18 protein-coding genes are annotated in these 23,895 nt (G+C 75.1%); 9 read left to right on the plus strand and 9 right to left on the minus strand.

What is annotated here, in order from left to right:
- The 3 genes from ADL22_RS27140 to ADL22_RS27150 all read left to right on the plus strand — a co-directional run.
- Positions 1-1,608, plus strand: a 1,608-nt coding sequence (locus ADL22_RS27140; protein ID WP_234430870.1) for a 4-coumarate--CoA ligase family protein, incomplete at its 5' end; no start/stop codon positions are given.
- On the plus strand, positions 1,605-2,357 hold the full coding sequence (locus ADL22_RS27145) for an enoyl-CoA hydratase family protein (protein ID WP_066985283.1): 753 nt from the start codon (positions 1,605-1,607) through the stop codon (positions 2,355-2,357). The genes ADL22_RS27140 and ADL22_RS27145, both read left to right, overlap by 4 nt.
- On the plus strand, positions 2,345-3,040 hold the full coding sequence (locus ADL22_RS27150) for a TetR/AcrR family transcriptional regulator (protein WP_079064473.1): 696 nt from the start codon (positions 2,345-2,347) through the stop codon (positions 3,038-3,040). Before ADL22_RS27145 ends, ADL22_RS27150 begins: the two co-directional genes overlap by 13 nt.
- A gap of 632 nt (positions 3,041-3,672) precedes the next feature.
- Here the strand turns inward: ADL22_RS27150 and ADL22_RS27155 are convergent.
- The gene (locus tag ADL22_RS27155; RefSeq protein ID WP_066985286.1) at positions 3,673-4,776 is read right to left on the minus strand and encodes a citrate synthase 2; all 1,104 of its coding nucleotides are present in this window, start codon (positions 4,774-4,776) and stop codon (positions 3,673-3,675) included.
- 439 nt (positions 4,777-5,215) lie between these two features.
- Here ADL22_RS27155 and pdxH point away from each other — a divergent pair, with 439 nt between their 5' ends.
- Together pdxH and ADL22_RS27165 are read left to right on the plus strand one after the other, a co-directional pair.
- Positions 5,216-5,884, plus strand: a complete 669-nt coding sequence (pdxH, locus tag ADL22_RS27160; protein WP_199836386.1) for a pyridoxamine 5'-phosphate oxidase — start codon at positions 5,216-5,218, stop codon at positions 5,882-5,884.
- Positions 5,885-6,354: 470 nt separating this feature from the next.
- Positions 6,355-7,905, plus strand: a complete 1,551-nt coding sequence (locus tag ADL22_RS27165; protein WP_079064474.1) for a PAS domain-containing protein — start codon at positions 6,355-6,357, stop codon at positions 7,903-7,905.
- 82 nt (positions 7,906-7,987) lie between these two features.
- Here ADL22_RS27165 and ADL22_RS27170 read toward each other — a convergent pair whose 3' ends face one another.
- Positions 7,988-8,755: an SIS domain-containing protein gene (locus ADL22_RS27170; protein WP_066985295.1), complete on the minus strand. Its 768-nt coding sequence runs from the start codon at positions 8,753-8,755 to the stop codon at positions 7,988-7,990.
- A gap of 262 nt (positions 8,756-9,017) precedes the next feature.
- Here ADL22_RS27170 and ADL22_RS27175 point away from each other — a divergent pair, with 262 nt between their 5' ends.
- On the plus strand, positions 9,018-9,710 hold the full coding sequence (locus tag ADL22_RS27175) for a metal-dependent transcriptional regulator (protein ID WP_066985298.1): 693 nt from the start codon (positions 9,018-9,020) through the stop codon (positions 9,708-9,710).
- A gap of 658 nt (positions 9,711-10,368) precedes the next feature.
- Positions 10,369-11,244 (plus strand): alpha/beta fold hydrolase, encoded by an 876-nt coding sequence (locus tag ADL22_RS27180; RefSeq protein WP_066985302.1) that lies wholly within the window; start codon positions 10,369-10,371, stop codon positions 11,242-11,244.
- A 372-nt stretch (positions 11,245-11,616) separates the two neighbouring features.
- On the opposite strand, the gene ADL22_RS27190 is transcribed toward ADL22_RS27180, so the two are convergent.
- The 7 genes from ADL22_RS27190 to ADL22_RS27220 form a co-directional block, all read right to left on the minus strand.
- Positions 11,617-12,027, minus strand: coding sequence for a RidA family protein (locus tag ADL22_RS27190; RefSeq protein WP_066985309.1), 411 nt, complete (start codon positions 12,025-12,027; stop codon positions 11,617-11,619).
- Between the two features lie 90 nt (positions 12,028-12,117).
- Positions 12,118-12,783, minus strand: coding sequence for a hypothetical protein (locus tag ADL22_RS27195; protein ID WP_066985312.1), 666 nt, complete (start codon positions 12,781-12,783; stop codon positions 12,118-12,120).
- Between the two features lie 373 nt (positions 12,784-13,156).
- Entirely contained in the window at positions 13,157-14,485 is a 1,329-nt protein-coding gene (locus tag ADL22_RS27200) for a hypothetical protein (RefSeq protein WP_159048731.1), read from the minus strand.
- Complete coding sequence (locus ADL22_RS27205) at positions 14,475-16,499, minus strand: hypothetical protein (RefSeq protein WP_066985370.1); 2,025 nt, start codon at positions 16,497-16,499, stop codon at positions 14,475-14,477. Before ADL22_RS27205 ends, ADL22_RS27200 begins: the two co-directional genes overlap by 11 nt.
- Positions 16,500-16,684: 185 nt before the next feature.
- Positions 16,685-18,331 (minus strand): transporter, encoded by a 1,647-nt coding sequence (locus ADL22_RS27210; protein WP_066985318.1) that lies wholly within the window; start codon positions 18,329-18,331, stop codon positions 16,685-16,687.
- The gene (locus ADL22_RS27215) at positions 18,328-19,167 is read right to left on the minus strand and encodes an ABC transporter ATP-binding protein (RefSeq protein WP_066985321.1); all 840 of its coding nucleotides are present in this window, start codon (positions 19,165-19,167) and stop codon (positions 18,328-18,330) included. The genes ADL22_RS27210 and ADL22_RS27215 overlap by 4 nt, the downstream gene beginning before the upstream one ends.
- Before the next feature lie 97 nt (positions 19,168-19,264).
- Positions 19,265-19,936, minus strand: a complete 672-nt coding sequence (locus ADL22_RS27220) for a bifunctional DNA primase/polymerase (RefSeq protein WP_066985324.1) — start codon at positions 19,934-19,936, stop codon at positions 19,265-19,267.
- A gap of 472 nt (positions 19,937-20,408) precedes the next feature.
- Between ADL22_RS27220 and ADL22_RS27225 the strand changes: the two genes are divergently transcribed.
- Together ADL22_RS27225 and ADL22_RS27230 are read left to right on the plus strand one after the other, a co-directional pair.
- Positions 20,409-21,800 (plus strand): transcriptional regulator, encoded by a 1,392-nt coding sequence (locus ADL22_RS27225; protein WP_066985327.1) that lies wholly within the window; start codon positions 20,409-20,411, stop codon positions 21,798-21,800.
- A 258-nt stretch (positions 21,801-22,058) separates the two neighbouring features.
- Positions 22,059-23,852 (plus strand): hypothetical protein, encoded by a 1,794-nt coding sequence (locus ADL22_RS27230; RefSeq protein ID WP_066985330.1) that lies wholly within the window; start codon positions 22,059-22,061, stop codon positions 23,850-23,852.
- Positions 23,853-23,895 lie beyond the last annotated feature (43 nt).

Genomic DNA, 23,895 nt, shown 5'->3' on the forward strand with positions numbered 1-23,895 from the left:
CCCTCGCCCCATCCATCCCCCTCACCCCGCGTATTCCGCAGCCGCTACCCCGCCGTCGCCCCCGTGGACCTGCCCCTCCACGAGGCCGTCCTCGGGCGGGCCGCCGCGCACGGCGACCGGCCGGCCCTGATCGACGCCCGCACCGGCACCACGATCAGCCACGCCCGGCTCGACCACCTCAGCCGCCGCCTCGCCGGCGCGCTGGCCGCCGCCGGGCTCCGCAAGGGCGACGTGCTGGCCCTGCACAGCCCCAACTCGGTGCTCTTCCCCGTCGTCTGCTACGCCGTCTCGCGCTGCGGCGCCGCCGTCACCACCGTCCACCCGCTCGCCACCGAGGCCGAGTTCGCCCGGCAGCTCGCCGACTCCGGGGCGCGGTGGATCGTCACCGTGGCGGCGCTGAGCGGCACCGCCCGGGCCGCCGCACAGCAGACCGGCGGGATCGCCGAGATCCTCCTCTGCGACCGGGCCGAGGGCCACCGCTCCGTCCTCGACCTGCTCGACGGCGACCACCCGGAACCCGCCCCGGACATCGACCCGGCCACCGACCTCGCCGCGCTCCCGTACTCCTCCGGCACCACCGGAACCCCCAAGGGCGTGATGCTCACCCACCGGAACATCGCCACCAACCTCGCCCAACTGGCCCCCGTCATGGCCGCCGGCCCAGGGGACCGCGTCCTGGCGGTACTCCCCTTTTTTCACATCTATGGCTTAACGGCCCTGATGAACGCCCCCCTGCGCAACGGCGCCACCGTGGTCGTCCTCCCCCGCTTCGACCTCCGGGAGTTCCTGGCCGCCCTCCAGGACCACCGCATCACCGAGGTCTACACCGCGCCCCCGATCGTCCTGGCCCTCGCCAAGGACCCCCTGGTGGACGCCTACGACCTCTCCTCCCTCAAGCGCCTGGTGTGCGCCGCCGCGCCGCTGGACGCCGGGCTCGCCGCCGCCTGCGCCCGCCGCCTCGGCCTGCCCGGCGTCCTCCAGGCGTACGGGATGACCGAACTCTCCCCGGCCACCCACGCCGTACCGCCCGGCGCCGACAACCCGCCCCCGGGGACGGTCGGCACCCTGCTGCCCAGTACGGAACTCCGCACCCTCTCCCTGGAAACCGGGCGGGACCTCGGACCCGGTGAGAGCGGCGAGATCCTCATCCGGGGCCCGCAGGTGATGAAGGGCTACCTGGGGCGGCCCGCCGAGACCGACGCGACGATCGACCCGGACGGCTGGCTGCACACCGGCGACATCGGCCGCACCGACGCCGCCGGCTGGCTCCATGTCACCGACCGCGTCAAGGAGTTGATCAAATACAAGGGCTACCAGGTCGCCCCCGCCGACCTGGAGGCGGTGCTGCTCGCCCACGAGGACATCGCCGACGCGGCCGTCATCGGGACCGCCGACGAGGACGGCAACGAGGTCCCCAAGGCGTTCGTGGTCCGGCGGCCGGGGGCCGCGCTCACCGCCGCCGAGGTCATCGCCTACGTTGCAAGCCGGGTCGCCCCCTACAAGAAGGTGCGCCGCGTGGAATTCCTGGACCGCGTGCCGCGCGCCACCACCGGAAAGATCCTGCGGCGCGAACTGCGCGCCAGGGAAAGGAGTTCGACGGACCGATGACGGACGTGGAGCGCTCCCACGAGCGCGGAATCACCACCCTGACCCTCAACTCCCCCCGCAACCGCAACGCGCTCTCCACCCGCCTGGTCGCCGCCCTGCACCAGGCCCTCGCCGACGCGGCCGCCGACGACACCGTACGGGCCGTGGTGCTCACCCACACCGGCGGCACGTTCTGCGCCGGCGCGGACCTCTCCGAGGCCGCCTCGGGGGCCGCCACGGACGGCCCCCTGGGGCTGGCTCGCCTGCTGCGCGCCCTGGTGGAGCTGCCCAAACCGGTCGTCGCCCGGGTCACCGGCCACGTCCGGGCCGGCGGCCTCGGCCTGCTCGGCGCCTGCGACCTGTCCGTCGCGGGCCCCGGGGCCACCTTCGCCTTTACGGAGGCGCGGCTCGGCCTCGCACCGGCGGTGATCTCGCTGCCCCTGCTGCCCAGGCTGGAGCCGCGCGCCGCCGCCCGCTACTACTTGACCGGCGAGACGTTCGGACCGGCCGAGGCGGCCCGGATCGGCCTGGTGACGCTCGCCGCCGACGACGCCGACGCGGGCCTCGCCCCGCTCCTCGACGGGCTGCGCAGGGGCTCGCCGCAGGGCCTGGCCGAGTCCAAGAAGCTGGTGACCGCCGGGGTCCTGGCCGCGTTCGACCGGGACACCGGCGCGCTCGCCGAGCAGTCCGCGCGGCTCTTCGCCTCCGCCGAGGCCCGCGAGGGCATGACCGCTTTCCTGGAGCGGCGGGACCCGGCATGGGTGCGCTGACGCCGGCCCACGGGCCTTCGCCGGCCCGCGCCGCCGAGCCCGCGGCGGCCCGCGCCGCCAGGGCGACCCCGGCCCGCGCCGCCAAGGAGCCCCAGCAGGAGCGCAGCCGGGCCACCCGGCTCGCCCTGCTGGAGGCCGCCGTGGCCTGCCTCGCGGAACGCGGCTGGAGCGGCAGCACGGTGTCCGTCGTCGCCGAACGGGCGGGCGTCTCGCGCGGGGCCGCGCAGCACCACTTCCGCACCCGCGAGGACCTGTTCACGGCCGCCGTGGAACACGTCGCGGAGAAGCGGCAGGGCGCGCTGAAGGCCCTGGCGCGCGAGCTGCCGCCCCCGGGGTCGCCCGCCCGTACCCGGATAGTCGTCGAGGAACTCGTCGGCCTGTACACCGGGCCGCTGTTCCGCGCCGCGCTCCACCTCTGGGTCGCCGCCTCCGACGAAGAGCTCCTACGGGAGCGCGTGACCGCGCTGGAGGCGCGGGTGGGGCGGGAGGCGCACCGTACCGCTGTCGCGCTGCTGTCGGCCGACGAGTCCGTCCCGGGCGTCCGGGAGACGGTCCAGGGGCTCCTGGACATGGCCCGGGGGCTGGGCCTGGCGAATCTCCTGACGGATGACGCGTCGCGGCGTGGGCGCGTGGTGGCGCAGTGGGCGGCCGTGCTGGACGCGGCGCTGTCACGCGAAGCGTGACGTTTTTCGCGCCTGCGGCGCGTTGTGCTGCGCCTGCGGCGCATCGCTTTGATTCCGCTGCGCGGGGCTGGTCGGCCGCGGTGCCGGGTCTGCGGGGTGGGGGTGTGCCGGACTGCTTCGCTTTACGTCCGGCACACCCCCACCCCGCAGACAGGGGGGTGGATTTCCCTGTCCGTTGGGGCCGGTCCCGGTGGGCAGGTGCGCCTCGTCACTGGTTGCCGGGCGCTCACCCTCAACGAGACGACCCGCACCAACCCACCCACGTCAGCCCCCACCCACCTGAAAACTGACCCCGAACGGGAGGGGACGGGTCTCCGGGGGTGGTGTGTCGGACGTAAAGCGAAGCAGTCCGACACACCACCCCCGGAGACCCGGCACCGCACCCGAAAAGCCCCGCGCAGCGGACTCAAAGCCCCGCGCCGCAGGCGCAAACAGAACGCAACCCGCGGCGGGAAACCCGACATCGTGGGAGGCCAGCCAAGCGCAGCGAACCGGCGCCGCAGGCGCAAACAAAACGCAACCCGCGGCGGGAAACCCGACAACGTGGGAGGCCAGCCAAGCGCAGCGAACCGGCGCCGCAGGCGCAAACAAAACGCACCCCGCGGCGGGAAAGCCGACAACGTGGGAGGCGGCTACAGCCGGACTAGGCCGTCGTACCCGACGATCGACTGCGGACTGCGGCTAGCGGGTCCCACATACGTCGCGGACGGGCGCACAAGCCGCCCCGTCCGCTTCTGTTCGAGGATATGGGCGCTCCACCCCGCCGTACGGGCGCAGGTGAACATCGACGTGAACATGTGGGCCGGGACTTCCGCGAAGTCCAGGACGATCGCGGCCCAGAACTCCACGTTGGTGGCCAGCACGCGGTCGGGCCGCCGGTTGTGGAGCTCTTCCAGGGCGGCCTTCTCCAGGGCCTCGGCGACCTCGAACCGAGGGGCGCCCAGCTCGCGCGCGGTGCGCCGCAGGACGCGGGCGCGCGGGTCCTCCGCGCGGTAGACGCGGTGGCCGAAGCCCATCAGCCGCTCGCCGTTGTCCAGCGCCCGGCGGACGTACGCGGCGGCGTCGCCGGTCCGCTCGATCTCCTCGATCATGCCGAGGACCCGGGAGGGCGCGCCGCCGTGCAGCGGGCCGGACATCGCGCCGACCGCCCCGGAGAGCGCCGCCGCGACATCGGCCCCGGTGGAGGCGATGACCCGGGCGGTGAACGTGGAGGCGTTCATGCCGTGCTCGGCGGCCGACGTCCAGTAGGCGTCGACGGCCTTGACGTGCTTGGGGTCCGGCTCGCCGCGCCAGCGCTTCATGAAGCGCTCGACGACCGTCTCGGCCTTGTCGATCTCCCGCTGCGGAACCATCGGCAGGCCCTGCCCGCGGGCCGACTGGGCGACGTAGGACAGCGCCATCACGGCGGCCCGGGCGAGGTTGTCGCGGGCGGTCCGCTCGTCGATGTCGAGCAGCGGTTTCAGGCCCCATACGGGCGCCAGCATGGCGAGCGCGGACTGGACGTCGACCCGGATGTCACCCGAGTGCACCGGGATCGGGAACGGCTCGGCGGGCGGCAGCCCCGGCGTGAACGCCCCGTCGACCAGCAGTCCCCAGACGTTCTCGAAGGACACGTGCCCGACGAGGTCCTCGATGTCCACCCCGCGGTAGCGGAGCGCGCCGCCCTCCTTATCGGGTTCGGCGATCTCCGTCTCGAACGCGACGACTCCCTCAAGCCCGGGAACGAAGTCGGACATCAGGCGGCTCCTCAAGATGGGACGGCGGGCCGGCGGTGACCGGCTGCCGAGCGGTCGAGTCAGTTACGGCACCGGTGCGGTTACGCGGCTGCGCCGGGCAGCTCGCGGTCCGTACCGGACACCCCGGTGATGCCCCGCCGGGGCCGGTGCCACGCGACGGTTCCGCCCGCGGGGGGTCGGTCCACGGGCGCGGGCCGCCGCCGGTGGTGCTGTGCGGCGGCCTGAAGTCGGACACGATAGCTTCCGGTGTCCGGGGCCCACAGAGGGCCGGGCCATGATTTTGGCGGGTTCATCACCTGCGGGGAAGCGTGACATCCGGCACACTGGGCGATTTGCCGACGGGAGGGTTACGGCCCGGCGACGGGGGGCAGACTTCCGGCCCTCCGGGCTGACCGGCGCGGTGCGGATGCTGCAAGATGAGGCCGTGCATCCCGCCGATATGCCTCCTGCCGATACCCCCGATCCGTCGTCCATGCGCGCGCACTACCGCGCCGAGGGAATCGTCGAGTCCGATCTCGCCGCCAGCCCCTTCGACCAGTTCGCGCGGTGGTTCAAGGACGCGGCCGCAGCCGGTCTGCACGAGCCGAACGCGATGGTCGTCTCGACGGCGGACGCCGCCGGCCGGCCCAGCTCAAGGACCGTGCTCCTCAAGGCATTCGACGAGCGCGGCTTTGTCTTCTTCACCAACTACACCAGCCGCAAAGGCCGCGAACTGGCCGAAAACCCAGCGATCTCCCTGCTGTTCCCCTGGCACCCGCTCGCCCGCCAGGTCATCGTCTCCGGCACCGCCGAACGCATCGGCCGGGACGAGACCGCCGCCTACTTCCGCACCCGCCCGCACGGCTCCCAGCTGGGCGCCTGGGCCAGCGACCAGTCCGCCCCGATCGCCTCCCGCGACGAATTGGAGCGCGCCTACGAGGAGTTGGCGGCCCGCTACCCGGAGGGCGAGCAGGTGCCGGCGCCCCCGCACTGGGGCGGCTACCGCGTCGTCCCGGAGGCGATCGAGTTCTGGCAGGGCCGGCTCAACCGCCTCCACGACCGGCTGCGGTACGTCCGCGAGGGCGCGCCGGAGGCCGGGCAGTGGCGGGTGGAGCGATTGGCTCCCTGAGAGGACGGCTCCTTGAGGGGCCGTGGCCCGTGGGTTGGGGCGCCGTCTCCGGGCGCCCCTGGCCCGCCCGCCGTGCGGGCGCCCGCACGCAGACGACCCGCGGGCTGCTTCCTCCGCGCGTGGTGCGCGAAGGGCCGGTCGGACGAACCGGCAGCCCGCGGGTCGGGTGACTGCTTGGGATTGGCCGGCTGCGCATCTGCAGTATGCGCTGACCCGGCGCTGCACTTCGGTGATGCGACGGGCCGCTAGCCCGCAGCCACCTCACGTGTCCGGTGCGAAATCATCTGCCGAACCACCTCCCTTCTCGTGTACCCCACACGTTAGGAACCGGCCGGGCGCCGCGCAAAGGGTTTTTTCCGGGGGAGCGGAATCCCTGGCGGCGATTTCGGCGAATCGGGTGTGTCCCACGTCACGTTCCAGTTGAATGACCCCACGTGGAGCATGTGCGGCCGCGTTCGTAAGGGGTGCCAGTGACTGCCTCGTCAGCTTCTTCGGCCTCGTCGGCCTCATCGCCGCAGCGGTCCGCCGCGGCCGGCCCGCCCGGACCGGCCGGCGGCCCCGGTGGAACGGCCGGCGGGCCCCCGCCACCCGGTGCCGGCGGCGACCCCGACCGCCCTCCGGACGCCGGCGACTCCGGACTGCTCGCCGCCCTCCTGGACGGTATGGACGCCGCCCTGATGGCCTTCACCGCGGACGGTACGGTCACCCACTGGAACGCCGAGGCCGAGCGGATCCTCGGCTGGAGCGCCGAGGAGGCCATCGGCCGCCGGGGGCTGGCCGGCTGGGCGGTGCGCGACGGGGACGCGGCCGGCGTCACCGCCGCGCTGGCCGCCGCGATGCGCTCCCCGGGACGCCAGGTGCACGACTTCGCCCTGATGGCCAAGGACGGCCACCGCGTCCTGGTACGCACCCAGTCCTCCGCGGTCCGCGGCCCCGACGGCCGGGCCACCGGCGCGTACTGCGCCTTCGGCGAATCGCACAGCCAGCTCGATCTGGAGCGGGCGGTGGCGCTCAGCGAGGCGCTGTTCGAGGAGGCCACCTGGGGCCTGGTGCTGATCGACGCCGATCTGCGGCCCGCGGCCGTCAACGCCTACGCCGCCCGCACCTTCGGCACCGGCCGCACCGCCCCGCTGGGCCGCCCGCTGGGCGATCTGCTGGCCCAAGGGGTGGAGGAGCTGGAGACCGCCCTCCAGCACGTCCTGGCCGAGGGCTCCCCGCCGGCCGTCGCCGAGCTGTGGGTGACACTGCGCGACGGGGACGCCGAACTCCCGCGCCGGTGCTGGCGCAGCGGTTTCGTACGGCTCGCCTCACCGCTGTCGGAGGAGCCCGTTCCGCTCGGTGTCGCCTGGCTGTTCCAGGACGTCACGGACGCCAAACGGGCCGAGCAGGACGGTTCCCTGCTGCGCTTCCGGGCCCACCAGCTGCACCGCGCGGGCCGGGCCGCCGCCGAGTGCCCGGACCCGGCCGAGGCCGCCGCGGTGCACCTCGACTTCGCCCTGGCGGGCTTCGCCGACCACGCCCTGGTCGACCTCGCCGGGCCGCCGGCCCCGGCCCCGTACGGCGCGGTGGACGCGGACGCCGAATGGGACGCCGACCCGTCGCCCGGTGAGGACGGCACCCCGGGCGCGCCCGGTGGTACGGCCCGCGCGCCCCGGCTGGTGCGCGCCCTGGCCTCCCCGGCCGGAGCGCCCGGCCCCTCGGAGGCGCTGCCGGCGACCGGCATCCCGGTGGCCTACGCCCCCAACCACCCGGCCTACCAGGCGTACGCCCGGCGCGGCTCCGTCCGGGCCGGTGCCGGCCCCGGCGCCGCCGAGGGCTGGGCGGCCGCCCGCGGCTGGCCGGACGGCACGGTCCACGGCCTGTGCGTGGTGCTGCGCAGCCGGGGCCGGACCCTCGGCGTCGCCACGTTCCTGCGCACCGCCGCCCGCCGCCCCTTCGACCGCGCGGACGCGGACTACGCCGAGGAGGTCGCCGCCCGGATCGCCGCCGCCCTGGACCTGGCGGGGGCGGCGGGGGGCTGAGGCGGGGCCCGCCCCGGTGGCGGCGGGGGCCTGCCCCGGGGTGGCCAGGCCAGGGGGACCCGGGCCCCGGGGTCCGGCCGGGTCAGTGCCGGTAGAAGATCCGGTCCGCGTACTCCCGCATGACCCGGCCGTTCCACTCGTGGCCGCCGTCCACGTTGCCCGAGCGCAGCAGCGGCGGCTGCCCGCCCCGCTCGGCCAGCGCCCCGGCCGCGCAGGCCACCACCGCCTGCATGATCGCGCTGGTCACGACCGTCGAGGCGGGTGCGAACGGCGCCTCGATCCCGGGCAGCGTCAGCTCCGCGTCGCCCACCGGGATGCGGCTGTCCACCACGACGTCGCAGTGGTCCTTCAGGTACGTGCCGGAGGTGTGCCGGGACTTCGTCGCGTCCGCGTAGGCCACCGACGTCACGCCGATGACCTTGATGCCCAGCGCCCGCGCGTTCATCGCCATCTCGACCGGCAGCGCGTTCCGCCCGGACAGCGAGATGATCACCAGCACGTCGCCGCGCTCCAGGGGGCTGGTGTCCAGCACCGCCCCGGCCAGCCCGTCCACCCGCTCCAGCGCGCTGCCCAGCGTCGCCGGGCGGACGTCGACCCCGACGACCCCGGGGACGGACAGGAGGTTCATGACGGCCAGGCCGCCGGCGCGGTAGACGGTGTCCTGGGCCGGCAGCGAGGAGTGCCCGGCGCCGAAGGAGAAGACCCGGCCGCCGGCCGCCACGGTGTCCGCGATCAGCCGCCCGGCCTCGGTGATCCGCTCCCCCTCCGCGTCCCGGACCTGCCGCAGCAGGTCGATCGCGGCGTCGAAGTACCGCCCGGCCAGCCCCTCGCCCCGGTCGCTCTCAGCCATTGCCGCGGGCCCCTCTCGTCGCGTCTACGTCGGATCCACGTCGGATCTGCGGCGGTCCGGCGCCGGTACGCGGCCGCGCCGCCTCGTGGATCAGTGGCCCGGATCACGTTGCGGTCTGGACCAGTGCGCTGTCAATACGCCGGGCTCCGCACCCGTCCGCCCGCCCGGGGGCCGTCCGGTGCGCGGACGAGCGCGCACCGATGTCAGTGGGATGCGTCAGAATTGAGTCCAGGGCCACCGCACGACATATCGAGGGGCACGCATGTCCGGACTGATCGACACCACGGAGATGTATCTCCGCACCATCCTCGAGCTGGAAGAGGAGGGTGTGGTCCCCATGCGCGCCCGCATCGCGGAGCGGCTGGAGCAAAGCGGCCCCACGGTCAGCCAGACCGTGGCGCGCATGGAGCGGGACGGCCTGCTGACGGTCGCCGGCGACCGGCATCTGGAGCTGACGGAGGAGGGCCGCCGGCTGGCGACGCGGGTGATGCGCAAGCACCGCCTCGCCGAATGCCTGCTGGTCGACGTCATCGGCCTGGAGTGGGAGCAGGTGCACGCCGAGGCGTGCCGCTGGGAGCACGTGATGAGCGAGGCGGTCGAGCGCCGCGTCCTGGAGCTGCTGCGCCACCCCACCGAGTCCCCGTACGGCAACCCCATCCCGGGCCTGGAGGAGCTGGGCGAGAAGGCCGAGGCCGATCCGTTCCTGGACGCCGGGATGGTCAGCCTGATGGATCTGGACGCCGGGGCGGACGGCAAGACGGCCGTGGTGCGCCGGATCGGCGAGCCCATCCAGGCCGACGCCCAGCTGATGTACACCCTCCGGCGGGCCGGGGTGCAGCCGGGCGCGGTGGTCAGCGTCACCGAGTCCCCGGCCGGGGTGCTGGTCGGCAGCAGCGGCGAGGCCGCCGAGCTGGACGCCGGCATCGCCAGCCACGTCTTCGTCGCCAAGCGCTGATCGCGCTCAGCGCCTGCTGATCGCACGCAGAGCCCGCTGATCACACACAGAGCCCGCTGACTGCCCTCAGAGCCCGCTGAGGTGCGCTGACGCGCATCCCGGCGGGCTCGCCAACTCTCGCCGCGCCCAACGGCCTTAGAGGATCCGGGCTTTTACGGCTTTACGGGAGCCCGGGCGCGCGATCTTGCGCGAATCCGTGCGCGGCGGCCGCTCCCGTGCCACTCTGGCGCTGGCGCATGGCCATGCGTCGTCACTTCCGCGTGATGCGCTCACGGCCAAGGGGGCTCGATGCGTCCACGAGAGTGCGGTGCGGGATCGCGTCCGCGTCCGCGATGGTGCGGTGGGCGATGCCTCCGCGACGGTGCGGTGACGGTCAGGGCCCCGGCGCTGCGAGCAGCCGGGGCCCTGCCTCCCCATGTCCCCCCGCCAAGACCCGGAGCCCCGAGCTCTCAGGGTCTTTCCCCACGGGCTCCCTTCCCGGTGGAGCCCGCCTCCCGGCAGATGTCTCCCCGTGGTGGGCGTGGGCAATCCCTTCGCAAGGTCACTCGAAAGTGGGTAGTTGGGCGCGAGAGCGGTCTGTTCGAATACGAGTTCGATACTCTGAGGGTCACGGGGTCGGTGAGGGGACGTAAGCGGACGATGGGGGGTGCCAGGGCACATGGTGCGGCGCAGCGATGTGAGGGGTTCCGGCGGTGTGCGGCTCGCGGCCTGGGAGTTCACCGACCCGCCCAAGAGCGGCGGCGGTTCGGAGGAGGGCGGGCGGCGGCCCGGTGTGCTGCTGCTCCACGGCCTGATGGGGCGCGCCTCGCACTGGGCGGCCACCGCCCGCCGGCTCGCCGCCACGCACCGCGCGGTGGCCCTGGATCAGCGCGGCCACGGCCGCAGTGAGAAGCCCGCCGCCGGCCCGCCCGCCCGCACCGCTTACGCGGACGATGCCATCGCCGCCCTGGAGCAGCTGGAGCTGGCTCCGGCCGCCCTGGTCGGCCACGGTATGGGCGCGCTGACGGCCTGGCAGGTGGCGGCCCGCCGCCCGGATCTGGTCAGCGCCCTGGTGATCTGCGATATGCGGGCCTCGGCGCTCGGGGCGGCCTCGCAGCGCGAGTGGGCGGAGTGGTTCCGGTCCTGGCCGGTGCCGTTCGCCACCCTCGCGGACGTCCGCAAGTGGTTCGGGGAGGACGATCCGGCGCTGGAGCGGCCCCGCCCGGTCCGCGGCGACTACTTCGCGGAGGTGATGGCCGAGCGGGCCGACGGCTGGCGGCCGGTGTTCTCCCGCCGCCAGATGCTCGGCGCCCGCGAGACCTGGGTGCACGACGCCCACTGGGACGAGCTGGCCCAGGTCGTCTGCCCGGCCCTCGTCGTCCGCGGCCTCGACGCCGAACTGGGCCGCGCCGAGGCCCAGGAGATGGTCCGCGTCCTCCCGCGCGGCGCCTACGCCGAGATACCCGACGCCGGCCATCTGCTGCCCTGGGAGCAGCCCGAAGCGTGGTACCGCGCCATTGAGCCGTTCTTGCAGGCGGTGGCGGCTCGACCCTGAGCCGGTGCGTAACGCGGTGCGGGAGGTGGGGAATTGGCCCGGCGCGTGCGCGGGGCGATCGCCCGATCAGCTCGACAGGCAGGACCCGCAGCCCCCAGGCCGGCCGGGTCACGCCGTATCCGGCGTCCGTGACGACGGCGATGTCCGGCTCGGCGGGCTGCCACTGCCCCCGCGGCGATGGGCCGTTCGACGACGTGGCGGAGCTGAGCGGCGGTGACTGCCGTGGCGCCGTCGGCCAGCGCGTCCGACCGGAGCCACGGCGAGACGTCAACCGCCAGGAGCAGACGGCCGCCCGGGAAGGGGGCGGCGGCGTCCGGTGCGTGATCATGTGGGCGGAGCAGTTCGAGACGCTGTTCGAGGCGTGCGGCCGGCTCAGTCGGGCAGCGCGACGGTGAGGTCCAGCTCGACCAGCTGCCCTGTGAAGCCCAGTTGCGCAACCCCCAAGAGCGTGCTGGCGGACGTGAAAGCCGGTCCGAGGGCGGAGGCGGTAAGCCGGTGCCAGGCGAGGCCCAGGTCCTCCCTCTCCTCGCTCCGCACGTAGATCACCGAACGCACCACGTGCCGCGGCTGGGCATTCACCGCCGCAAGGGCAGCGAGCGCGTTCACGACAACCTGATCGACTTGCGCCTCGAGGGAACCGGGGCCGACGAGAGAGCCGTCCCGGTCGAGGGGGCACTGCCCCGCCAGGTAAGCCGTGCGGCCGGTCTCCACCACGGTGATGTGGTGGTAGCCCGGCGTCTCATGCAACTGATCGGGATTGATGCGGCTGATGTTCGCTGTCATGCCGCGAGTCTGACCAGTCCGCCCCCGACGCGCACCGGAATTTGCCCCACCGCGCGGCCGTCCGACGCGACACGAGGTCAAAGGGCGAGCTCAGCCCGTGTTGTCGAACTTCCAGATCAGCGGGTTGGGCGCACCGTCGTCGCCCCAGTGGACCTCCAGGGACCTGGCGCCCTTGGGGATCATGTAGGTCTGGCAGATGACATGGCTCTGGCCGACCGCCCAGTTGTCGATATCGATCGAGTCCTCGCAGCCGGGGAGGTCTTCCGGGGCGCCGATGAGCAGACCGCCGCGCTGGCCGTCCGCGTAGATCTCGGCGCCGTTGTCCACCCTCGCCAGGCCCTTGACGACCGCGGGGCCCTTGTTCGTGTACTTCACATACACGGTGGCGGCTACCAGGCCCGTCGCGTCCTTCGGATCCTGGACCATTTTCCGGGCCTCGGCCTCGGTTCCGACGCGGACCTTCTGCGCGGCGACCTCGTAGGTGACTTTCCCGGATTCTTCCTTGTACTGCCCGGTGCCGCTCTGACCGGGCTTCAGCGCACCGGCGCCGGCCGGAGCGGTCGGGCCCTTGCCGGTTTCCGGCGCGGCGTCCGAGGAATCCCGCGCGTTCACCCCGGAAGCGGCCGAACTGCCGGAACCGCCGGAACCGGCCGTGGGAGTGGGCGCGTCCTTCTTCCCGCCGCAGGCGGTCAGCGCCAGCGCGAGTACGGCGACCGGTGCGGCGGCGCGCAGCCATGCGGCCCTCGTGTGCGGCAAAACGTCCTCCTGGACCGTGTTCTCCCCCGTTGCGCAGCACCGTTGCCCGGTGCTCGCGAACGGCTGTGCGAGCGGAGCATAAGAGCGTGCTTTCGCGCTTGTCGAAACGGGGAAAGGGGTCCGGAGGCCGTCTTCCGGCGGCCGCTCGGTAATACCCCGGCGGATTGCCGCGATTGTTGTGTGCCAGCTCGTGGAGGGGGCATGCGGACACCGCCGCATTGCGGGTGAATTACGCATCATTGGGCGCGGCCGAGCGGCTGTTGGTAATCCCTCGATAAAACTTGGTGCGGGATTCCGTAGAACGGTGCGCATCGGACGACGGGGTGGGGCTCCCGCCCAGCTCACCGGCCGGAAGCGGTCACTCCGGGGTGCGTCACTCCAGGGTGCGGGTGAAATCGCCGCGCCGGACCCGTTCGGTGAGGGAATCACCGGACAGCAGGGAGCCGTAACCCGTCGCGGCCCAGAGGCTCTTGTCGGCCGGCACCTCGAAATACGGGACCGGGCGGCCGTCCAGCCGGTCCGTCAGGACCTCCGGCGCGCGCCGGGTCCGCACCGCGCGCAGGCAGGTCTCGCAGGCGGCTATCCGCAGCTGCTCGCGGCGGCCCAGGGGCCGCCAGGGTATGCGGCGGACGGCCGGGCCGTGGAGCGGGTGGAAGAAGCACAGCGGGAGCGCGCCGGAGGCCGGTGAGAGCGCCGCCCGGCCCTCGGCCACCAGCGCGAACACGCCCGCCAGATCCGGCACTCCGCGGGCGCGGTCCAGCACCGAACCGGCCGCGGCGTAGGCGTCCAGCGCCCGCTCGATGCCCGCCGGGTCGCCCGCCGCGGACCGGGCCTCCTCGCCGAGCCGCACCACCTCCTCGCCGGCCCGCTCCCGCAGCCCCTCCTCATCGGCCTCGCGGGCCGCGGCGAAGACCGAACGGGGCAGCGCGAACGGCGTGCCGAAGTCGCGCAGCCGCGCCCGGCGCCGCAGCAGCAGCCAGGCCGCGGCCAGCACCAGCAGCGGCCCGACCGCCAGGGTGAGGATCCGGACGACGGGGGAGGAGCCGTGCGCCGCTGGCTTCCCGGACGCGCCGCCCCCGCCGGAGGACGTGCCGAGATGGGCGGTGAGGCGGTCGTAGACCCGGTCGCCGTCACCGGACTTGATGATGTCGATGGCCCGGGAGACCCGCTTGGCCAGCCCGGCCCCCTTGAGGGAGTCGTCGAAGTACACCGAGGCGGCGGCGTGCTCCGCCTGATGGGCGCCGGCGGGCCACTCGCGGGCCTCGACGTCGTCGGGGAAGTCGCCGGGCGTGAGGAGGATGGCCGGGCCGCCGCCCAGCCGCTCGTGCACCACCTCGGCCAGCTGCTCCGGCTTGCCGCCCCAGTTGTCGCCCTCGACCAGCGGCACCAGTACCACCCGGATCGGCAGACCGGTGCCCCGGATCTGCGTCACCAGCGCCCGCTGCTCCTCCGGGCCGACCGCCGCGGAGAGCGACGGATCGACGTACACCGGCGAGGTGCGCAGCGCGTCGGCGATCTTCTGGCCCGGGCTTGCGCCGGCCGGGCCGGCGGCGTCGGCCGCGGCGGGGCCGGCGGTGCCGCACAGCAGCGCGGCGGTGGCCGCGGCCGCGGCGAGCACGGAACGCACCGGGCGCCGGAGACGGCCGAGACGGCTGGGGCGGCCGAGGCGGCGGGGGCGGCGGTGGGGAAGGTCAGTGGACACCGAAGGACTCCCGTACCTCGCGGGTGAGTTGGTCTATGGTGGCGCCCTGGGCGAGCCGGGCCAGCGGGCCGGAGTGGACGGGATACGGGGCGTACCCCCGCCGCCCGAAACCGTCGGAGCCGTGCAGCCGCAGCATCTCTCCGGGCGTCTCCCGGCAGGCCGCGCACACCGGGCGCGGCGGCGCACCGCGGCGGCCCGGATGCCGCCGCTCCGGCTTCCCGGCCGGGCCGTGCAGCGGATTGCGGTAGCAGACATGGTCCGCCGCGGACGGCTCCGCCACCACCGCCCGGCCGGCCCGGGCCAGCACGATCGCACAGGCCAGGCTCGCGGAGTCGGCGTCCGCGTCCGGGCGGCCGTCGCTGTCACCGTCGATCAGCAGCGTCGCGGCGTCCAGGCACTCCCACGGCCGGAGCCGGGCCGCCTCCGGCAGCTCCGCGCTCCGCTCCAACTCGGCGCCGAGCGCGGTGCATTCGGTGGCGGCGGTCCGCCGCAGCCAGGACGGCTTGGGCTGGGTGGGCGACGCGGTGGTGTCCACGGCGGTGCGCGCGCACAGCCACCGCACCAGCGCCCAGAGCGCCAGCACCAGGCCGGAGAAGAGCAGGGCGGTCAGCGCGCCGATCACCAGGCCAGGCCAGAAGTCCCCGGTGAACAGGCCGGGCAGGGTCTGCTGCGCCACCGGATCCTCGACCGGCCCCGGGTTGAACGGCTCGTGGGCCGTGGGGGACATCGGAAGCCTGGCCGCCGAGGCGAGCAGCGCGTCGAGCCGGGGGCCCAACTGCTCCGCCGGGTCCTGCCCGGGCTCGGAATCCCGGGTCGGGGGGCTCAGGGCGCCGGTGTCCAGCCGCGTGCCGTAGTTGGCGACGTCGAGCTCGCCGGTCACCGGGTCGGCGAGGACGAACACGGCGTCCCGGCGCAGCCGGTCGTGGAGCGACGCGAGCAGCCGGTCCCCGGAGCCGCCGGACTCGTCGTCCAGCGAGGTGGGCACCACCGCGACCAGGACGGGGACGGGCAGCGCGGCCAGCCGCGCGCGCAGCCGGGTCCGCGCGGCGGCGTCCAGGTCGGCCGGGGTCTCGGGATCGGTGTAGAGCGGATCGCGGTGCAGACCGGCGGCGATCCGGTCCAGGCGCGCCCGCATATCGGCGGCGGTCGGGACCGAGCCGTCGCCGCTGGAGGTGGCGTCGAAGACCTGGGCGGCGGTGAACGCCAGCAGCCCGGCGAGCACCGGCGCGGCGAGCAGCAGGATCAGCCGCGCGCGGTGCGCCGGGCGGGCCGCCCCGGCGCCGGACCGCTCGCGCCGGAGCCGCCACCGGCGCACCCCGTACCCCCCGATCAGCAGCGCGGCGAGCGGCACGCCGGTGACCACGACCCCGGTCAGGAAGCTTTCGTTCTCCCGGTCCGTACGCGTGGTGTGGAGCGCGGGCGGTTCGTGGCTTCCCTGTGCGCCGCCGTACGCCTCGCGGGCCTGCTCGGCGCGCTGGTGGGCGTCGCCGGACGTGAGGACGTCCACGAAACGGCGGAACGACTCGCGGGCGGTGGCGTCGTACGGCAGCTCGTAGCGGGTCGCGGTCGCGGCGTCCTGGGCGCCGGGCACGCTCAGGCCGTAGGTCTGGACGTCGGTCAGCCCCGCCTCGGAGAGGGCGACGTAGAGGCCCTTGCGGCCCAGGTGGTCGTGGATCCCGGCGAGCAGACCGGACTTCAGGCCGCCGGCGAGCCCGGGCAGGACCACCACATACGTCGGAACGCCGAGCCGCCGGGCCAGTGCGGCGAACTCGGGGGCCGTGGAGCGCGGCACGGCGCGCGGCAGCTCGTCGGTGACGTAGACCGGACTGCGGCGCAACTGCTCGGCGAGGTAGGCGGCCGGGCTCGACACGGCCGCATCCGCGGTCCCGCCCGGTGCCGCCGCGGCCGCTCCCGTCGCCGCGCCCGGGACCGTCGCACCGGCGGCCTGCGCCGCGCCGGCGGTGAACAGCACCGCCAACCAGACCGCCACCAGCACCCTTCCGGCGCGCAGCATCACGTCCACCCCCTCTTCGTCCGCCTCCCGCGAGGACCGACGCGATGACGCTACCGCTCGCGCGCGGCGGGCGGGGAAGCCTGTGGATAACGTCCCGGCAAAGCCGTTGAGCTGGGGAGATATGGCGGAGATGGGGGCGAAAGGGAGAGGGGGGGGGGCCCGGACGCGCCGGGGCCCCCGCCGGCTCAGCCCTTGCTGACCGCCGCCAGGATCTCCGGCAGCCGCCGCGCCACCAGCGGCGCCGCCACCCGCAGCCCGAGCGCCGCGACGGCCAGGCCGTACAGCGCGCCAGCCGGCAGCAGCACCCACAGCAGGCCGGTCAGCCCGGCCACATGCAGCCAGATCGTCAGGGCCAGTATCGGCGCGATCAGCACCGCCGAGGTCACGAAGCCGCAGAGCAGGCTGATCCAGGCGATCGCCGCCTGGCCGGGGCCGGCGCTCTGCCGGCCCTCCGACGGGATGGAGTACGGGAACAGCGCCGAGGCCATCGCCCCCGTGGCCAGCAGCGCCCCCAGGAGGGCCAGCGAGATGCCGTAGACCTGCGGGAAATCCGACCAGGGGCCGATGAGCGCGGCGGAGCCGGCGACGACCAGCGTCGTATACGGGAACGCCACCAGCGCCAGCGCCAGCGCCCGGGCCCGCAGCTCCGCGTGGGCGTCCCGCGGGGTGGAGATCGTCGAGGCCACCATCCAGAACGCCGAGGTGTCCTGGCCGAATTGGTTGTACATCTGCATGCCGAGCAGCGCGGACGCCGAGAAGGCGGTGTAGATGCTGCCCTGGCCCTGGAGGGCGGAGACGACCGGGACGATGATGCCGAGGCCGAGCGCCATCGACCAGGACATCTTCGCCTTCGGGTCGCGCCAGGCGTAGCGCAGCGACCGCAGCATGACCGCGCCGGTGTGCCCGCCGGGCAGCAGCCGGGCGAGGCCCCGCTCCGCGCCGCCGGACCGGCGGGCGCTGTCCTTCTCGACGGCCTGGAGGGTGGAGGAATCCGGCGCGGTCATCAGGGCCGTCAGGGTGCGCCGCCACCACCACAGGAGCAGCACCAGGGCCAGCGCCGCCAGGGCCAGGCCGGCCGCGGCGCGCCCGTAGGAGCCGTGCCCGGCATCGTCCACCGCGCCGATCGCGGAGGCCGGCGGCAGCCAGCGGAGCACCCCGGCGAGCGGCTCCAGCGCCGTCAGGCCGTCCGGCCGGCTCAGCGGCTCGGCGGCCAGGCGCACGCCCTGGCCGCCGAGGGCGACGAACAGACCGCCCAGCACGGCCAGATCGCGGCCCCGGCGGCTGGTCAGCAGCCGCACGCAGGCGGTGGCCACGGCCCGCGCCAGGACGACGCAGACCAGCACCGTCAGGACGACGGCCGGAACGGCGAGGAGCGCGGCGGCGGGCCCGTCGGCGACCGCGACCGCCGCGCCGGTGACCATGGCCAGGGTGACGAGCGGGCCGACCCCGACCAGGGACGTCACCAGCAGCGCGCCGGTCAGCGGGCCCGGCCGCAGCGGCAGCATCACCAGCCGGGTCGGGTCCATGGTCTCGTCGCCCGAGGGGAAGAACAGCGGCATCACCGCCCAGCCGAGGGTCAGTATGGCGGTGAGGAGCACGGCCAGCGCCCCGGCGTGCGGCACCCCGCGCAGCGCCACCAGGCCGAGGACGGCCACGGCGGCGACCAGCAGGGCGGCCAGCATGGAGATGACGGTGGCGGCGGCGCGGCCCGGGGACTGCCGCAGGCCGTTGCGCAGCAGGGTCAGCTTGAGGCGGACGAAGACGGCGACCGGCGACGGGGCCGCGGCGGCCGGGCCAGGCCGCGTGGGCGCGGTGAGGGCGTCGGTGCTCATCGGGTGCCGCCGCCCAGCCAGTCGAGGCTCTGCCCGGCGCCGCTCTGGGCGCCGGCGCCGACCAGCTCGAGGAACGCCTGCTGGAGGGAGGGCGCGGCGCCGCGCACCTCGGCCAGCGGCCCCTGCGCGCGGATCCGGCCGGCGGCCATCACCGCGACCCAGTCGCACAGCGACTCCACCAGCTCCATCACATGGCTGGAGAAGATCACCGTGGCCCCGGAGGCGGTGTAGCGCTCCAGGACGCCGCGGATGGTCTGCGCGGACACCGGGTCGACGCCCTCGAAGGGCTCGTCGAGGAAGAGGATCTCGGGGTTGTGCAGCAGCGCGGCGGCCAGGCCGATCTTCTTGCGCATACCGGTGGAGTAGTCCACGACGAGCTTGTGCTGGGAGCCGGCGAGGTCGAGCACGTCCAGCAGCTGGCCGGCCCGCTTGTCGACCTCCTCGCCCGGCAGGCCGCGCAGCCGGCCCATGTAGGCGAGGAGCTCCCGCCCGGAGAGGCGCTCGAAGAGGCGCAGGCCCTCGGGCAGTACGCCGATCCGGGACTTGACCGCCACCGGGTCCCGCCAGACGTCGTGCCCGCCTATCTCGACCACACCGGAATCCGGCCGCAGCAGGCCCGTCACCATGGAGAGCGTGGTGGTCTTGCCGGCGCCGTTCGGACCGACCAGCCCGATGAAGTGCCCGGCGGGCAGCGTCAGGTCGATGCCGTGGACGGCGATCTGCTCGCCGAACTTCTTCCACAGGCCCTCGATGCGTACCGCGGGCGGGCGGCCCGCGGTGCCCTCCGGGGCCGCGGCCCCGCTCCGCTCGTGCGTCTCTTCCCGTTCGCCTGCCACGGCCTGCCCTTCGACGTCCCCGCAGGGGCCCGGTCGCGGACCCCCGTCCGAGATCCCACGATACGGGCGGGTACTGACAGCGGGCCGGGCGGGCACGTCAGCGGGTGCGAACGGCCGCCGCGTCGCGCGCGCAGGCGTACCCGAGCGGGCTGATCAGCTCCTCGGCGTCCGGCAGCCAGCGGTTGCTGGCGGTGGGGCGGCGGGCCCACTGGACCGCGCCGTGCGGGCCCACCCGGGTCGGCGGCGCGGCGATGTACTCGCCCTCGCCACGGCAGACCAGATCCAGCGCCCCCGGGGCCCAGCCGAGGGCGCGGAGCAGGTGCGGGACCTTCGCGGCGGCGCCGGGCAGGACGAGGAAGAGCATCCGGCGGTCGGGGGTGCGGGTCACCGGGCCGGGGGTCAGGCCCAGCCGCTCCATCCGGGCCAGCGCCAGGAAGCCGGCCGTCTCGGGCACGTCGAGCGCCTCGAACGTCCGGCCCGTGGGCAGCAGGATCGACGCGCCCGGCTGCCGGGTCCACATCCGGCGGACCGCGCTGGCGCTGCCGGTGGCCAGGGCCGCCCAGCCGGGCGCGGTCGGATGGGCCCCGGGCAAGGGGCAGTTGACCGCGTCGCACGAGCAGCGCGGGGTGTCGCCGTCGTGCTCCAGCCACGCGCCGGGGAACACCTCCCAGTGGCGCTCCTCGACGTAACGCACCGCAGCGTCCAGCAGCCGCTCGCCGCGCTGCTGGGGGATCCGCGTGACTCCTGTGACTCCGATGGTGTCTTCCACGCCCAGGACAACTCCGCGTGTCACCAAGGGTTACGGCCGAATGGGTGACGACCCCCGGCGCATCGTTCCCGTCCACGGGGCGCATGGATGCACCGGTGGGGGCGCGTGTGCGGGGGCGGGCCGGGAAGCGGGTAGCCACCTGCGTGACGGGCGGAGAGGCCGCCCGGCGGCCGGCCGCGGAGCATCAAGGGGAGCACTGCCCCGCGGCGCCGTGACCGGTGCACGGACACCGCACGCCACCCCTCCCGCGTGGATCCAGCCCTCCCGCGCGGCCCACGGGACGCCGCGCCCCGCAACGACGAAGCACGGGTACCGCGTATCGCGCGCAACCCGGGCAACCGCTGCGAAGCGCAACTCCCGGTGGGTACCGCGCATATCCCGGATTTCTCGGATATCCGGGATATGTACGGGGAATTGATCGCGGGGACGGCGTTCGCCGGTGAACGCGCAGCAGCAGTAGGGGGTACCCACCATGGCCGCCAGGCCACTCGTCGCGCGCCAGCCCAATGAGCGGCTGCAGGCGCTCATCCAGGAAGCCGGCTGCTCCAACGCGGGGCTCGCCCGCCGCGTCAACATGTGCGGGGCGGAGCACGGCCTCGACCTGCGCTACGACAAGACCTCCGTGGCCCGCTGGCTGCGCGGGCAGCAGCCCCGGGGCCGCGCCCCGGCCGTCATCGCGGAGGCGCTGGGCCGCAAACTGGGCCGCACGGTCACCATCGACGAGATCGGGATGGCCGACGGGAAGAACCTCGCGTCCGGGGTCGGGCTCCAGTTCTCGCCCACCGTCCTCGGGGCCATCGAGCAGGTCTGCGAGCTGTGGCGCAGCGACGTCGGGCGGCGGGACTTCCTCAGCGGGTCCACGGTCGCCGCCTCCGCCCTGGTGGAGCCCAGCCGCGACTGGCTCATCACCGGGGCGGACGCCCAGGTCTCGCGCAACGCCGGTGCCCGGGTGGGCATTTCGGACGTCGCCGCCGTACGGGCCATGACCGCCGCGCTCAGTGAACTGGACCACCGCTTCGGCTCCGGCCACGTACGGCCCGTCGTCGTGCACTACCTCAACAGCGTCGTCTCCGGGCTGCTGGCCGGGTCCTACCGGGAGGCGGTGGGGCGGGAACTCTTCGCCGCCGTCGCGCGGTTGACCGAACTGGGCGGCTACATGGCCGTCGACACCGGGCAGCCGGGCCTGGCGCAGCGCTACTACATCCAGGCGCTGCGGCTGGCCCAGGCGGCCGGCGACCGCGGCTACGGCGGCTATGTGCTGGCCGCCGGGATGAGTCATCTCGCCGCGTCCCTGGGGAATCCCCGGGAGATCGCCCAGCTCGCGCGGGCCGCCCAGGAGGGCGCGCGCGGGCAGGTCACGCCCCGGGCGGAGGCGATGTTCTTCGCCGCGGAGGCGCGCGGGCACGCCCTGCTGGGCGACGCCCGCGCCTTCCAGGCGGTCGCGGGGCGGGCGGTGTCGGCCATGGAGCGGGCCGAGGCGACCGCCGAGGCGGGCGACGACCCCGCCTGGATCGCGCACTTCGACCCCGCCTACCTGGCCGACGAACTCGCCCACTGCCACCGGGACCTGGGCCAGCCGGTGCCGGCCGCGCAGCGCGCCCAGGAGGCGCTGGACGGCCATCCGGAGGGGCGGGCGCGCCGCCGCGCCATCGGGCTGGTGCTGCTGGCCAGCGCCCAGGTGCAGCAGCGCGAGATCGAGCTGGCCTGCCATACGGGCACGCAGGCGGTCGAGTTGCTGGGCGGGCTGCGGTCCGACCGGGGCACGGAATACCTGGAGGACTTCCGGCAACGACTGGAGCCGTATCAGGACGAACCCGTCGTAAGGGAATTCGCCGCCCGGATGGAGCTCCGCGCCGCGGCGTGAGCAACGCCTCAAGCGGCCCGGCGGGGCCGCGGTGGCGGGGGCCGGGGCGGGACGGAAGGAGGGTGCGGCCGGCGGGCGTCCGGCCGTGTGGCGCCGGGGCGGGCCGGGGGTCCGGTCCGCCCGCCGGGCGGCCGGCGGCACCGGTGGCGCGGCCGGGCGGCGGTCCCGGCGGTGACCAGGACACATGGTCGAACGTTGCTGCGAACCGGTAGCGTGCAGCCGACGATTCCGTAGGTCTGCACGATGGTAGGAGTCCCGGTGACGCAGAGCGGACAGGGTCAGGACCCGCAGAATTCTGCGGCCGGCCCGGCCAGGGAGGGCATAGTCCTGCCCTCCGGCGGCGGTGACGCATGGGCGCCCGACCAGCAGGCCGCCCCGCCCGCCGGCCAGCCGTGGGGCCAGCCCTGGGGGCCCGGGCAGCAGCCGGGGCGGCCCGGTGCCGCGCCGGGCGGCCCGCAGCCGTACGGCCAGGCTCCGGCCCAGGCCCCCGGCCCGTACGCCGCCCCGCTCCCGCCGGCCGCCGCCCCCGGCGCGCAGCAGCCGCTCCCGCCGCAGCAGCAGGGCTTCCCGCCGCAGGGCGGCCCGGCGGCCCCGCCGATGCCGGCCGCGCCGCCCCCGATGCCGCCGCAGGCGCCCCAGCAGCCCGGCCACGCGCCCCAGCAGCCGCAGCCGGGCGGTCAGCTGCCGCCCGCCGCCCACGACCCCGAGGCGACCACCGTCCTCCCCTACGGCGCGCAGCCCCAGCCGGGCGGCCCGGGGCAGGCCCCCGGCGCCCCCGGGGCGCTGCCGCCCCAGAACGCCCCGTACGGCACCCCGCCCCCCGCGCCCTCCGGTGAACTGGTCCGCGCGACCCGGCAGACGGGCGCGCCGCTGCCGCCCGCCGCGGGCCCCGGCGACGACGCGACCACCGTCCTGCCCCCCGTCAGCGGAGGCGCCCCGGGCGCCGCCCCGCTGCCCCCGCAGGCGGCCGCCACGCCGGAGCCGCGCGACCAGGCCACCCAGACGCTGCGCGCCGTCTCACCGCACGGCGGCCCGCCCGGGGCCGGCCAGGGTGCCCCCCGGTCCGCCCCGATGCCCGGTGCCGCCGCGCACGACTCCGAGGCCACCCAGCTGATCCCGCCCGTCGGCGGTCCCGGCCCCGCCGGCGGCCCCGGGGTGCCCGCCCCGCCGCCCGGCGCGCCGTTCGGCATCCGGCCCGGCGCCCCCGAGGACCGGCCCACGCCCGCCGAGTTCGACGGCCTGTTCCGCGACGGCCCGGCCGCGCCCGGCCCCGTCCCGGCCGCCGACGCCACCGCGCAGCTGCCCCGCTTCGACGACCCGTCCGCCCGCCCCCCGTACGGCCAACAGGCCGCCCCCGGCGGCCCGTTCACCCCGGATGGCCCGGACGCGTACGCCTACGAGGAGAGCGGCGGCGGGCGGCGCAAGCTCCCGCTGGCCGCCGTCGTCGGTATCGCCGTGGTGGCGCTGGCCGGTGTCGGCCTGGGCGTCGGCTGGGCGCTCAGCGGCAGCGGCGACGACCCCGCGCCCGGGAAGAAGGACCCCGGCGCCACTACGGCCGCGTCGGCGAAGGACGACACCGAGAAGCCCGCCGACGACCCGGCCGCCGCCCAGGCCAAGGGGCTGGACGCGCTGCTCGCCGACAGCAACAACAGCCGCTCCGCGGTCATCGGCGCCGTCCAGAACATCAAGTCCTGCACCAACCTCGACGGCGCCGCGAACGACCTGCGGTCCGCCGCCGGGCAGCGCAACGAGCTGATCAAGCGCCTCCAGCAGCTCCCCGTCGACAAGCTCCCGGACAACGACAAGCTGACCGCCGCGCTGACCCAGGCGTGGCAGTCCTCGGCCGCCGCCGACAACCACTACGCGGCCTGGGCCGACAAGGTGGCCGGCAAGGGCGGCTGCGACAAGGGCCACGCCAAGGGCGGCAAGGAGCCCGCCCAGGGGAACGCGGCCAGCGGCGCGGCCACCAAGGCCAAGCAGGAGGCGGCCGGCCTGTGGAACCCGATCGCCAAGAAGTACGGCCTCCGGGAGCACCAGCCCGAACAGCTGTGAACGGGGCGGCGGTCGGGGCCGCCGTCCCGTCGGGCCCGCCCGC

Source organism: Streptomyces sp. NRRL F-4489 (assembly GCF_001509485.1).
Lineage (GTDB): Bacteria > Actinomycetota > Actinomycetes > Streptomycetales > Streptomycetaceae > Streptomyces.